The 12819-nt window shown below is 42.5% G+C and carries 12 protein-coding genes; 11 read left to right on the forward strand and 1 reads right to left on the reverse strand.

From position 1 onward, the window contains the following. The first annotated feature begins 299 nt into the window (after window positions 1-299). The 11 genes from AC3D28_RS12255 (at window position 300) to pdxY (ending at window position 12499) form a co-directional block, all read left to right on the forward strand. Window positions 300-1325 carry an ABC transporter permease subunit gene (locus AC3D28_RS12255; protein WP_098416791.1) on the forward strand — a complete coding sequence of 342 codons (1026 nt, stop codon included), beginning with the start codon at window positions 300-302 and terminating at the stop codon, window positions 1323-1325. A gap of 1 nt (window position 1326) precedes the next feature. Next, window positions 1327-2370 (forward strand): ABC transporter permease, encoded by a 1044-nt coding sequence (locus AC3D28_RS12260; RefSeq protein WP_488534903.1) that lies wholly within the window; start codon window positions 1327-1329, stop codon window positions 2368-2370. A 37-nt stretch (window positions 2371-2407) separates the two neighbouring features. Beyond that, window positions 2408-4234, forward strand: coding sequence for an extracellular solute-binding protein (locus tag AC3D28_RS12265; protein WP_488534904.1), 1827 nt, complete (start codon window positions 2408-2410; stop codon window positions 4232-4234). A 9-nt stretch (window positions 4235-4243) separates the two neighbouring features. Beyond that, the gene (locus AC3D28_RS12270; RefSeq protein ID WP_488534905.1) at window positions 4244-5101 is read left to right on the forward strand and encodes an ABC transporter ATP-binding protein; all 858 of its coding nucleotides are present in this window, start codon (window positions 4244-4246) and stop codon (window positions 5099-5101) included. A 31-nt stretch (window positions 5102-5132) separates the two neighbouring features. Then, window positions 5133-6017 (forward strand): ABC transporter ATP-binding protein, encoded by an 885-nt coding sequence (locus tag AC3D28_RS12275; protein ID WP_488534906.1) that lies wholly within the window; start codon window positions 5133-5135, stop codon window positions 6015-6017. A gap of 127 nt (window positions 6018-6144) precedes the next feature. Then, window positions 6145-6570, forward strand: coding sequence for a phosphate-starvation-inducible protein PsiE (locus AC3D28_RS12280; RefSeq protein ID WP_098416786.1), 426 nt, complete (start codon window positions 6145-6147; stop codon window positions 6568-6570). 579 nt (window positions 6571-7149) lie between these two features. After that, entirely contained in the window at window positions 7150-8565 is a 1416-nt protein-coding gene (gene tnaA / locus AC3D28_RS12285) for a tryptophanase (RefSeq protein ID WP_488534907.1), read from the forward strand. Between the two features lie 171 nt (window positions 8566-8736). Further along, complete coding sequence (locus tag AC3D28_RS12290) at window positions 8737-9951, forward strand: aromatic amino acid transporter (protein WP_488534908.1); 1215 nt, start codon at window positions 8737-8739, stop codon at window positions 9949-9951. Between the two features lie 44 nt (window positions 9952-9995). After that, entirely contained in the window at window positions 9996-10379 is a 384-nt protein-coding gene (locus AC3D28_RS12295) for a Rid family detoxifying hydrolase (RefSeq protein WP_488536089.1), read from the forward strand. A 124-nt stretch (window positions 10380-10503) separates the two neighbouring features. Continuing rightward, entirely contained in the window at window positions 10504-11610 is a 1107-nt protein-coding gene (locus AC3D28_RS12300; RefSeq protein WP_488534909.1) for a porin, read from the forward strand. Window positions 11611-11632: 22 nt separating this feature from the next. Next, window positions 11633-12499, forward strand: a complete 867-nt coding sequence (gene pdxY, locus AC3D28_RS12305) for a pyridoxal kinase PdxY (protein ID WP_488534910.1) — start codon at window positions 11633-11635, stop codon at window positions 12497-12499. 71 nt (window positions 12500-12570) lie between these two features. On the opposite strand, the gene AC3D28_RS12310 is transcribed toward pdxY, so the two are convergent. Beyond that, window positions 12571-12714 carry a hypothetical protein gene (locus AC3D28_RS12310; protein WP_488534911.1) on the reverse strand — a complete coding sequence of 48 codons (144 nt, stop codon included), beginning with the start codon at window positions 12712-12714 and terminating at the stop codon, window positions 12571-12573. Between the last annotated feature and the right edge of the window lie 105 nt (window positions 12715-12819).

The following is a 12819-nucleotide window of genomic DNA, read 5'->3' on the forward strand; positions in this document are numbered from 1 at the left end:
AATTTTAATTGGTTTTTAACACTAAACCACCTAGATTAAATATTCTATGTGAATGCTTTTTTGTGGTTTTTTATCATTTTTACAAAAACATATCTGTTTTTCGCTATCGTAAGCCGTTTGTCATGTTTTGGCTTCAACTACTTGAAGCCAGTGTAGATTCAAGATAAATATGACGCTGAACACGCAGGGAGTGTGTTTCAACCGTTGAGTGACGACAAGAATAGATGTGCACCATTTTGGGGCGGAAACGGTCTTACCGTACCGCCTAAATTGGACAGTAGACAAGGAGCAAGTTGTATATGCTGTCGTACTTTTTACGCCGTTTAGCGTTAGTTATTCCCACCTTTCTTGGCATTACTATTCTTATTTTTGCCATTACCCGTTTTGTGCCGGGCGGCCCTGTTGAACGCATGCTATCACAAATGCAATCTCAGGGAGACGGCGCAGCATCGATGACGTCTGCTGGTGGTAATACCGCGCTTTCTGATGATCAAATGGCGGAACTTAATGCTTTCTATGGCCTAGATAAGCCCGTCATCGAAGCGTATGTTGAGTGGTTAAGTCGTTTGGTCAAGTTGGATCTGGGTGAATCCACGCGTTACTACGAGCCCGTCTCTGGCATGATCGCTGAACGCTTACCCGTGTCTTTGTTTTATGGTGGAATGACCTTTTTTATCAGTTATTTCATATCGATACCGCTGGGTTATTACAAAGCTCTCAAGCACGGTTCGGTATTTGATTCTGCTTCTTCAATTCTGATTTTTGTCGGCTACGCTTTGCCTGGCTACGTAGTGGGGGTTTTGCTGATCACTTTGTTTAGTTATCACCTAGAGTGGTTTCCGATGGGGGGCTTTGTTGGTGATGACTTTGATGATTATGAAACCTTCTTTGAACGGGCAAAAGACATCATGTGGCATGCCGTTCTGCCGTTGATCTGTTATCTGATTGGTGATTTTGCCACGCTCACGATGATGATGAAAAACAATCTGATGGAGAACTTGTCGTCAGATTATATCCGCACCGCTATCGCCAAGGGGCTACCATTTAAAAAAGCGGTTCGCAAACATGCACTGCGTAACAGTTTAATCCCACTGGCGAGCCACTTTGGTAACTCTTTGCTGTTCTTCATGACTGGGGCATTTTTGATTGAAGTTATTTTCAATATCGATGGCATCGGTTTATTGGGTTATGAATCCATCATGGAGCGTGATTACCCGGTAGTGATGGGCATTGTTGCCATTAACGCTTTGCTACTGTTGGTCGGGAACATAATCTCAGATATCTGTGTGGCTTTGGTCGACCCACGGGTGAGATTTGGAGCGTAACATGATTAAAATCAGCCCATTAACTCAAAAGAAAATCCGCCACTTTAAGCAGATCAAACGAGGCTACTGGTCGTTTGTGATTCTCTCTATCCTGTTGATCCTTTCGCTCTTCGCCGAGTTACTGATTAATAGCCAAGCATTGGTCGTCAAATACGATGGACGCTACTATTTTCCGGTGGTGAGTGATGTGCGGCTTGGCCGCGAATTTGGCCAAGAATCATCAAGTGAAGCGGATTACCGTGAACTAAAAAAAACCTTTGAGGCGGAAGGAAATGACAACTTTGTGATTTTACCTCTTGTGCCGTGGAACCCATACGAACAAGACTTTAGTGGTGATTTCCCACCGACAGCGCCAAGTGCTGAGAATAAGCATTACTTAGGCACCGATGTGATTGGCCGCGATATTTTAGCGCGCTTGTTCTATGGGTTTAGAACCGCGATGGGGTTTGCGCTGTTAACCATGGCGATTTCGTATGCCATTGGTACTGCGGTCGGCTGCGCAATGGGCTTTTGGGGAGGCAAATTTGACTTGTTTTTACAGCGACTTATCGAGATTTGGTCAATGGTGCCGTTCTTATACGTCATCATGATTTTGGTCTCGATTGTACAACCCACTTTCGCTCTTTTTGTTGCGATCAACGTGCTCTTTACCTGGATGGGGATGACATGGTACATGCGAACCATGACGTACAAAGAGGCCGCGCGAGAATACGTGATGGCCGCGCGTGCGCTGGGGGCATCAACCGCTCGTATTTTGTTTAACCATATCTTACCAAACACGATGGTGATGATTGTGACGCTAGCCCCGTTTACCATCGCAGCGAATATTACTGCGCTAACCGCACTGGATTATTTAGGCTTGGGATTAATGCCACCGACACCAAGTTGGGGCGAATTACTGCAACAAGGTAAGTCGAATTTGGACTCGCCATGGATCGTTACGTCTGTAGTGACTTCCATTGTCTTGGTGCTGGTGATGGTCACCTTCATCGGTGAGGCTATCCGAGCGGCTTTCGACCCGAAAAAATTCACACGCTATGTTTAAATGAGTGCAGTGAGAAGAACATAAAAAGGGAAATTTTATGAACAGAATATTATTGACGTCAACGCTAAGCGCGCTAAGTTTTGGCGTGATGTCTGCGACGCTTCCGACCGATCTAGACTGGCAAACCAATTGGGATGAGCCGCAGTACGGCTCTGCCGAAGCAAAGCGTGGCGGCACATACCGCACTTACATGTCCAGCTTTCCTCAGACATTGAGAAGTGTTGGGCCGGATGCGAATGCCGGATTGCGTTCCTACTTTTTAGATGAAACGCCAGGATTAGTCGTACGCCACCCAGATACTTTGGCGTTTATTCCCGAGTTAGCCAATGAATGGGCGTTAGCAGACGATAATAAAACGGTTTACTTCAAGCTTAATCCAGAAGCGAAATGGTCTGATGGCAAACCAGTTACGGCTGATGACTTTGTCTTCATGCTTAAGTTTTATCGTTCCAAGGATATCTTGGAACCTTGGTACAACGACTATTACAACAAAACCGTCGCGGATGTCGTTAAATACGATGCGCATGCCTTTTCTGTCACAGCGGCAAAAGAGTTTAACCCTGAAGAGTTATTATTGCGTATGGGATCGTTACGTCCGCGTCCTGCCCACTTTTATGCAAACCCTTCCAAGGATGAAAATGGCGATGGTATTCATGACAACTTTGTTCGTTATTACAACTTCAAAAGTGAGCCGACAACGAGCGCGTACTACCTAGCAGAGGTAAAAAAAGGAAGAAGCGTGACGTTCAAGCATGTGGGGGAGAATTGGTGGGGGTATAGCAATCAATATTATCAAAATCGCTATAACGTCGACAAAATTCGTATCACGGTGATTCGCGATAACGATATTGCCATGAAACACTTCGAGAAAGGCAAGCTCGATGCCTTTGGACTTGTGCTGCCAAGTTTATGGCATGAAAAATCGAATACGGAACCCTATCAGAAAGGTTATATCGAAAAATTTTGGGGTTATAACCAATATCCGGTTGGAGCGGGTGGTATTTGGATGAACACCGCGCAGCCGTTGTTGAACGATTTAAATATTCGTCAAGGGGTGACTTACGCCACGGACTTTGATGGCATGATCGAAAACGTCATGCGCGGAGACTACACGCGCAAGCCGAACCCAACGGGCTTTGGACACGGTAAGTATACGCTACCAGATGTTAAAGCATCGGCGTTTGATGTGGATAAATCGATCGCTGCTTTTGAGGCGGCTGGTTTTGATAAAATCGGCGCGGACGGGATTCGTATTAACGACAAAGGTCAGCGTTTGAGCTTTGAGTTGACCTACGGAACCCCAGTCCACACGCCACGAATCGCATACTTAAAAGAACAAGCCAAGTTGGCAGGCTTAGAGATAGAGCTGAAGTTAATCGATGGTTCTTCAATGTTCAAATTTGTGCGAGAGAAAAAACACGACCTAGCATTTTTGGAGATGGGGACATCGGAGATCCCCACATATTGGGAGTATTTTCACTCAGTTAATGCGAATAAACCGCAAACCAATTCATTTACCAACTACAGCACTCCCGAGCTCGATAAAAAAATCATGGCGTACCGTTTTAGTATGGATATGGATAAAAAGACCCGATTGGGCCATGAGATCCAACGTGACATTATGGATGCTCACGTGATTGTCTCTGGTTATATGGTGCCTTATGTACGCTATGGCCACTGGCGTTGGTTGAAGCTTCCAGACCAACCGATGCACCGGATGACAGAAGCCTTATTTAGTGGTGCGATTATCGGTGATGGCACTTATTGGATTGCTAGCGATATAAAGAAAGCCACCCAAAAAGCGATGGAGGAAGGGAAAACCTATCAGCCTGTTGTCGTGGTTGATGACACTTATAAGCTGTAAGGATCGATTATGGGAAACGATGTCATCTTAAGTATTAAAGATCTTGAAGTTGAATTTATGACCGACGATGGCCCCGTAAAAGTATTGCATGGGGTGGACTTTGATGTTCGAGCGGGGCGCACACTCGGCCTAGTGGGTGAGTCAGGCAGTGGCAAGAGTGTCACGGCAATGTCTATCATGGGGCTTTTGCCTAAACCATACGGCCATATCATTAAAGGCGAAGTGAATTACCGCGGCACCAATCTGGTGGCGTTACCAGCCCAAGAAATGTACGCCATGCGTGGGAATCGTATTTCCGTCATTTTCCAAGATCCCATGACCGCACTAAACCCAGTGCACAGTGTTGGGCGTCAGATTTGCGAAGTGCTTGAGCTGCATCGCCCGGAATTTAATAAAAAGGAGCGTGAAGCCTACGCGATTGAAATGCTGGCAAAAGTAAAAATTCCCATGCCAGACAAACGCTTCAATGAATACCCGCATCATTTATCTGGGGGTATGCGTCAACGCGTGATGATCGCGATGGCGTTGGCATGTAAACCCGACATTTTGATCTGTGATGAACCCACGACGGCCTTGGACGTGACAGTACAAGCGTCAATTCTTGAACTGATGAATGAGCTTCAAGATGAAACGGGCATGGCGATGATCTTCATCACTCACGATCTCAGCGTCGTCGCGGAGGTGTGTGACGATGTGGCTGTTATGTATGGCGGGCGCATCGTTGAGAAAGCTGAAATCTTCGAATTGTTTGATAACCCGCAGCACCCATATACAGAACGTTTGATGGGCTTAATGCTGAGCTTGGATCACGAGCCGAAGCAGATGATCGACATTAAACCGATTGACGTCAGTATGTTTGCTGACTAAGCAAAGTGGCCGAGTCATCAAAGAGGACATTATGGCAAAAGAAGTATTAAGAATTGAAAATCTTAAGCAGCACTTTGTTTCTGGTAAAGGGTTGTTTAAAAAAGGCTACACCATTAAAGCCGTAGATGGCGTGTCGCTGTCGGTAAACGCAGGTGAGACACTGGGCTTAGTTGGCGAATCTGGCTGTGGCAAAAGTACGTTGGGGCGCACGATCCTAAAGTTGTATGAACCGACCGAAGGCAATATTTTCTTTGAAGGTAAAGACATCACGCACCTACCTGTTAAAGAGATGCGCGCCTTACGCAAAGACATGCAAATCGTGTTTCAAGATCCGATGGAATCACTCAACCAACGTCATACAATCGGGATGATTCTACAAGAGCCGTTCGTTATTCATAAAGTAGGGACACCGGCAGAGCGTAAGCAGTGGGTGAGAGAGTTATTGGGTAAAGTGGGGTTGCCTGAAGCAGCAGTAACTCGCTATCCGCATGAGTTCTCCGGCGGTCAACGCCAGCGCATCGGTATCGCACGTGCCATTGCCTTAAAGCCTAAATTTTTGATTTGTGATGAATCCGTTTCGGCGCTTGATGTCTCGGTGCAAGCACAGATCCTCAATCTACTACTGCAACTTCAACAAGAGATGAACCTTGCGATCATCTTCATCTCTCACGATCTATCCGTTGTAAAGCATGTTTCTGATCAAGTCGCGGTGATGTATTTTGGCAAAGTCGTGGAAATGGGCAATGCCAAAGACGTTTATACCAACCCGAAAAACGACTACACCAAGAAATTATTATCCGCGATTCCCATTACGCACCCTAAATATCGGAAGAAAAAGCGGCGGGCAGAAAAAAAAGCAGAAAGTGGCGTAAGCAGCACCACAGACTCGCTAATTAAGAAACGCCCCAGTGAGTAAATGGAGCGGTTGGATGTACTCACATCGCCGTAAAGTTTAGACCGTGTCCTTATTTCCTCTGATTACTTGTGCATAGTTGCATGCTAAACTCAAAACTCATCTCTTTGGTTTGTTTGGATAATTAGCCATGCCGTCGAATTTACCTAAATCTTTTAGTCGACCGTTCTTGAAAGTCTTCCATATTTTGGAAGCCGTGTTATTAGTTGCGATTACCTTGGCAACCTTGTACGCCATGGTGCAAGAGTTTATACATGTTTTTGTAGAAAGACGTGTCCAGCTGACTGATATCTTATTGATGTTTATCTATCTTGAAGTGTTGGCCATGGTGCAGCAATTCGCGATGAACGGAAAAATTCCGGTACGTTATCCTATTTATATCGCGATGATGGCCATTGCGCGTTATATCACCCTCGGAATGAAAGAGCTGGATGCGGTGCTGGTTGTGTGGTTGTCCGTGGCAGCCTTTATATTGGCGGCAGCAACCTTGCTCATCAGAGTCGGACATCACTACTGGCCGTATGTTGATCATCGCACGTTAGAAAAGGATGAATGATGAATGATGAATAAAGCGGTAATTATCTAATATTCATGAGGTGTGGTTTTGACTTGCAAGCTTTTATGAATGCATGTTTTTTAGTGGCGTTTATTTGTGACATGTAACTTATAACCAGATTATGTATACGGATATTTGTCACATTTACTACTTTGTACAATTTACTTCTTTCGTATTTTGGATAAAAATAAATTCATTGGTCAATCAACTATAACTAGTGATGGAATTAGAAATGAGTAAAAATCTAAAAAATCAAAATGAGTTATGGTCAAGTTCATTAGCTTGGTATACACACGACTTTGAGCTTAAATTTCTTCCTGCATGCTTTCACGCCTAAATTATACGTCTATTTAACATTAATTTCTTCTAGTTAAATACTCGTCATCTATAAAAAAATCTCGTTAAAAATATGACAATGATGTTCTGATTTATTAATCAGTTCTTAGGTCCTATTTTTTAAAACTTAATTAATTTAAATTTAACTGTTTAATTAATCAGTGCGAAAACTTACGACTTTAATAAATCGTAGGATTAAATAAGCTCGCCCGTTTAACAAAAATATTATTTATAGGTATTATTATGGAAAACTTTAAACATTTACCAGAACCATTCCGCATCCGTGTTGTTGAGCCAGTAAAAACGACAACCCAAGAATACCGTGAAGAAGCAATATTAAAAGCAGGGATGAACCCATTTTTACTAGACAGTGAAGATGTATTTATCGATTTGCTGACCGATAGTGGTACTGGTGCTATTACGCAAAAGATGCAAGCAGCCATGTTGATGGGAGATGAAGCCTACAGTGGTAGCCGTAGCTATTATGCACTTTCAAATGCAGTTAAAGACATCTTTGGTTATGAGCTTACTATTCCTACTCACCAAGGTCGTGGTGCGGAGCAGATTTACATCCCCATTCTAATTAAAAAGCGTGAGCAAGAAAAAGGTTTAGACCGTTCTAAGATGGTCGCTCTGTCTAACTACTTCTTTGATACAACACAAGGCCATACTCAAGTTAATTGCTGTATTGCGAAAAACGTCTATACAAATGAAGCTTTTGATACTTCAGTAAACGCGGACTTTAAAGGTAACTTTGATCTAGAAAAGCTGGAACTAGCGATTGAAGAAGCAGGCCCAGCGAATGTGCCCTACATCGTAAGTACAATTACGTGTAACTCGGCAGGTGGTCAGCCGGTTTCAATTGCCAATCTGAAAGCCGTATATGAAATTGCCAAACGATACGATATTCCTGTCATTATGGACTCAGCTCGTTATGCCGAGAATGCTTATTTCGTACAACAACGTGAGGCTGGTTATCAAGATTGGACAATTGAAGAAATTACTCGCGAAACATACAAGTATGCTGATGCGCTAGCTATGTCTGCGAAGAAAGATGCAATGGTTCAAATGGGTGGACTGCTATGCTTCAAAGATGAATCTATGATGGATGTATACACAGAATCTCGTACGCTTTGTGTTGTTCAAGAAGGTTTCCCAACATACGGTGGTCTTGAGGGCGGCGCAATGGAGCGTTTAGCTGTGGGCCTTTACGATGCTATGCGTCAAGAGTGGCTGGAATACCGTATTGGTCAAGTTCAATACTTAGTTGACGGTTTAGAAGCGATTGGTGTGGTTTGTCAGCAAGCAGGTGGTCATGCTGCATTCGTTGATGCTGGTAAATTATTACCTCATATTCCAGCGCATCAATTTCCAGCGCATGCTCTTGCCTGTGAACTGTACAAAGTCGCGGGGATACGTGCGGTTGAGATTGGTTCTCTATTGTTAGGTCGTGACCCAGCAACAGGCAAACAACACGAGTGTCCGGCTGAGTTGCTACGCCTAACTATTCCACGAGCAACTTATACTCAAACACATATGGACTTTGTTATCGAAGCATTCGAGAAAGTGAAAGCAAATGCTGCCAAGGTGAAAGGCTTAGATTTCACTTACGAGCCAACAGTGCTTCGTCACTTCACTGCCCGACTAAAAGAAGTCTAATCGTCGAAATTAAATAATAGATAATTAGCGCGCCTCTTTTTTATTGTGAGGTGCGCCAATTCTAGATAATTATCCCCCACTACATATAAAAATTATAAAAACTTTTAATGCTATTTATAAGAGTTGGCTTTTATTTATCCTACTTTAAACACCAGTTATAGAGACGTGTTCATGAAAAATAGTCCATCTTTAGTCGGCGGGTCTTGTATTATTGCAAGTATCTGTGTTGGGGCGGGAATGCTGGGATTACCAAGTGCAGGCGCAGGTGCTTGGACCGCATGGTCGTTAATTGCAATTACCTTTACCATGATAATGATGACAGTGTCCGGTTGGATGCTATTGGAGGCATTTAAACGTTATGATTTAAAAGTATCTTTTAATACGGTTACTCAAGATATGTTAGGTGACAACGTAAACCGAGTTAATAATGTGGCTGTATATTTTGTTGGTGGTATTTTACTTTATGCCTATATTACATCTTCAGGTTTAATATTAGAAGGTGTATTAGGAGTAAATAATAAGATAGCTTCAGTTTTATTTGTTTTGGTCTTTTCTCTTTTCGTATGGCACTCGACCCGAGCGGTAGATAGAATTTCCGTTATTCTCATTGCGTTTATGGGCTTGAGTTTTATCTTCGGTGTCTCTGGTCTAGCCGCAAATATTGACCCCTTTATTTTGTTTGATCGTGTGAATCAAGAAACAAGTTATGCGCCTTATGCAATGGCAATGCTGCCTGTTGCTTTGACATCATTTGGTTACCACCATTCAGTAGCAAGCATGCGCTCTTACTATGGTTGTGAGCATCGTGCCAAGAAAGCGATCTTAGGTGGTACGGTAATCGCGTTGACCCTGTACTTTTTATGGGTAGTGAGTATCTATGGCAACCTGCCGCGCAGTGACTTTGGTCCTGTAATTGCGCAAGGTGGTAACGTAGAAGCTTTGCTTGAGGCGTTAGGTTCTGCCATTGATTCTAATAGAGTGGCAAGTGCAATCAATACCTTTTCTATGGCAGCCATTCTTTCTTCTTTCATTGGTGTTGGATTAGGCGTTTTCGATTTCTTAGCTGATTTATTTCAGTTTGAAGATACGAAGCAAGGGCGTACGAAAACATGGCTAGCGACTTTTTTACCACCACTCGTATTATCTTTACTTTTCCCATTTGGCTTTGTTATCGCGATTGGCTATGCCGGTGCAGCAGCCACCGTATGGGCATGTCTGATTCCAGCCCTGTTAGCTCGTAAGTCTCGTCGATTAGAGGGCAGTAGTGAAGGCTTTATCGCTCCAGGTGGAAATATCATGATTGGTGTTCTTATCTTATTTGGTGTGCTAACTGCAGTGTTCCACTTTATGTCTATGCTTAACCTTCTTCCTGTATTTAGCAGCTAATAATTAATTGATAACACTTTATATAACTAACTCGAGAAAAAATGATGACAGATATTATTAATACTTCAAAGGCTCCATTAGCCATTGGTCCCTACGTTCAAGGTGTGAATTTAGGAGGAATGGTTATTACCTCAGGTCAATTGCCGATTAACCCTGAAAAAAAACAGATGCCAGAAAATGTTGCAGACCAAGCTCTACAATCTTTAAACAATGCATTGGCCATTATTCAAGAAGCAGGGCTGGAAGCAAGAGATATTGTAAAAACGACAGTATTTGTTAAGGACTTGAATGATTTCCCTATTGTTAACAGGGTATACGGCGAATTTTTTGAAAGTCACAATGCGTCATTCCCTGCGCGTTCCTGCGTTGAGGTTGCTCGCTTACCAATGGATGCAAAGGTCGAGATTGAAGTTATAGCAACAAAGTAGCGTCACCTAAATACTTTTAAATCTTCTTGAGCACTAATATAAAAAATATAAGCATGATGATGTCATTTTTGATTTTTCTCGTGCTTTTTTTATGCTCATTTATTGTTAATGATTGGAACGTGCAATGAAAATAAATAATAAAAATATAGTGATTATTTCTAGTTTGGTCGCATCAAGCCAAGCCTATGGACTGACAGTATACCAAGATGATGTAAATAGAGTGGAAGTGTCAGGTGCATTTTTGATGGATTATTGGCAGCCTGCGCATTTCCTAGATCATTATTTTAATACCAGTCGTAGTACGTTAGGCATTGCGATTGAACGCCAATTAGATAATGGCTGGTCAACCGATGTGAAGTTTGAGTGGGACACGATTCTGAACCCTCCCTCGAACGAATTTGAAACGCAAAACGGTGACAAATTCAGAAGTCGTCTGGGGTATATCACAGTTAATAATGAAGAGTTAGGCAGCTTACGAGTTGGTAAGCAATACTCTGCTTATCATGATGTTGCTGGTTATATGGATAACTTGATTGTATTTGACCCTGATGCCACTCCATTATTCAGTGAAGGTAAGGATGGAGGCTTTCTAGCAACCGCTCGTGGTGACAATCTTATTGTTTATCGAAATAGTTTCGATACTTTGAATGTATCTATTCAATACGGTTTTAATGGCGTAAATAACCGATACGAACAGGGGTTAAGCAGAGAACACAATATGGCCTTAGCAGTAAGCTATAACTTCGATTTTGGCCTAAGTCTGGGCGCTACTCATATGAAAAATCAAGTAGACGGCGTTTCTTTTGGTGGACTTGATGCTGGAGACTCTCAAAGGTTAACTACGATTGCTGCCAAATATGGGTACAAAGGGTTTCACATTTCAACAGCGTTGACCGACGGTAAAAAAGCGCACGAAACAGACTTGTTATATTACCGCGTGACCGAGAATACTAAAACAAACCTTTATGCAGACGCGAGTGCCTACGATATGTATGCACACTACTATTTCGATATTGGTTTACGTCCTTATATCTACCTTTCACAAGTTAATTTTGATGACAACTCAGTAAATGTTGATGGTGAGCGCAGTATTTACTCATTTGGTTTGAGCTACCATGCAACACCGCAACTAATAGTTTCTGGTGAAGTAAGAAAAACAGAAGAGGATAATTTAGGCGTAGGTCAGCAGAGTGATACTTTGAGCGGTATGACCATTCTGTACACATTCTAATTTGATTTAAGGTGTAGTAATCATGCATGGTGTTCTTTCTATTCAATCACACGTCTCGTATGGTCATGCTGGAAACAGCAGTGCTGTATTTCCAATGCAGAGAATGGGTTTGGAAGTATGGCCTATTCATACGGTGCAATTTTCGAATCATACACAGTATCAGCAAGGTTGGAAGGGCAGTGTTTTTCCTGCAAATGACATAAAAGAGATAGTTAATGGGTTGAGTAACATCGGTGCGTTAGAACGATGCCGAGCGATCCTCACTGGATATCAAGGGGGAGTAGAGCAGTGCCATGCGGTAGCTGATGTGGTGAAACATGTGAAACTGGCTAATCCAGAAGTGCTATATGTATGTGATCCCGTGATGGGAGCCCCTAATAAATGTTGCATTGTTGCTGAAGGGGTTGCTGACTATTTATTACAGCACTTGATGCCAATGGCTGATGTGATTGTGCCTAACCAGTTTGAGCTAAGTAAGTTTGTCGGGATGGAAATCAACAATCTTGATGATGCAATGACGGCGTGCCGTAAAGCCTTAACCATGGGGCCTCAACTGGTTTTAGTTAAACATTTACATAGCGTATCAGATAACAGTTTTTCAATGATGCTGGCTTTTAATGATGAGTGCTATTTGGCACAAAGGCCGCAGCTCGACTTTGATAAAGCACTGGTTGGAGTCGGAGATTTAATATCCGCAGTATTTACAGCTGGTATATTAAAAGGTTGGTCGCCTATTGTTGCTTTTAAACACTGTAATGAGGCTGTTTACGGGGTGGTTAAGCAAACCAAGTTAGCAAAGGAGTGGGAGTTACAAACTATTGCTGCGCAGAATGAGTTTGTCATTCCTAGTGAGTCATTTGATTTGAGGCCGTACCATATTAGTATATAAGTATGTTTGAAAATAAAAAAGACGCTGTATGAGGCGTCTTATTTATTTTTTGAATTCTGACGGGCAATAAACTATGCCATAGAAACGAGACTTAACAGTCCAACAACTGCTATTGTAGAAAAGCACATGATTGCAGCAGATGTTGAAGGCGTTAACACTTTTTCTAACTTAAGATTATTTTTACCGTCTAATATTGATAAAAGTGCTGAGTTCATGTTGTGCTCTTAATGAAATTTGTCTAAGGATGATAGGTATTTTACTATTAATGTGATTAGAGTCAAACGCTTCATCAAGAAAAGTTTATTTTTTTATTGTTTTTT

It is taken from the genome of Vibrio sp. TAP-3B, from assembly GCF_057784735.1.

Bases quoted from the DNA above. Each gene is read 5' to 3' on its own strand.
- AC3D28_RS12300 (WP_488534909.1), top strand. From the start codon at position 10,504: ATGAAAATAAATAATAAAAATATAGTGATTATTTCTAGTTTGGTCGCA.
- AC3D28_RS12280 (WP_098416786.1), top strand. From the start codon at position 6,145: ATGCCGTCGAATTTACCTAAATCTTTTAGTCGACCGTTCTTGAAAGTC.
- AC3D28_RS12275 (WP_488534906.1), top strand. From the start codon at position 5,133: ATGGCAAAAGAAGTATTAAGAATTGAAAATCTTAAGCAGCACTTTGTT.
- tnaA (WP_488534907.1), top strand. From the start codon at position 7,150: ATGGAAAACTTTAAACATTTACCAGAACCATTCCGCATCCGTGTTGTT.
- AC3D28_RS12265 (WP_488534904.1), top strand. From the start codon at position 2,408: ATGAACAGAATATTATTGACGTCAACGCTAAGCGCGCTAAGTTTTGGC.
- AC3D28_RS12270 (WP_488534905.1), top strand. From the start codon at position 4,244: ATGGGAAACGATGTCATCTTAAGTATTAAAGATCTTGAAGTTGAATTT.
- AC3D28_RS12310 (WP_488534911.1), bottom strand. From the start codon at position 12,714: ATGAACTCAGCACTTTTATCAATATTAGACGGTAAAAATAATCTTAAG.
- AC3D28_RS12255 (WP_098416791.1), top strand. From the start codon at position 300: ATGCTGTCGTACTTTTTACGCCGTTTAGCGTTAGTTATTCCCACCTTT.
- AC3D28_RS12295 (WP_488536089.1), top strand. From the start codon at position 9,996: ATGACAGATATTATTAATACTTCAAAGGCTCCATTAGCCATTGGTCCC.
- pdxY (WP_488534910.1), top strand. From the start codon at position 11,633: ATGCATGGTGTTCTTTCTATTCAATCACACGTCTCGTATGGTCATGCT.
- AC3D28_RS12260 (WP_488534903.1), top strand. From the start codon at position 1,327: ATGATTAAAATCAGCCCATTAACTCAAAAGAAAATCCGCCACTTTAAG.
- AC3D28_RS12290 (WP_488534908.1), top strand. From the start codon at position 8,737: ATGAAAAATAGTCCATCTTTAGTCGGCGGGTCTTGTATTATTGCAAGT.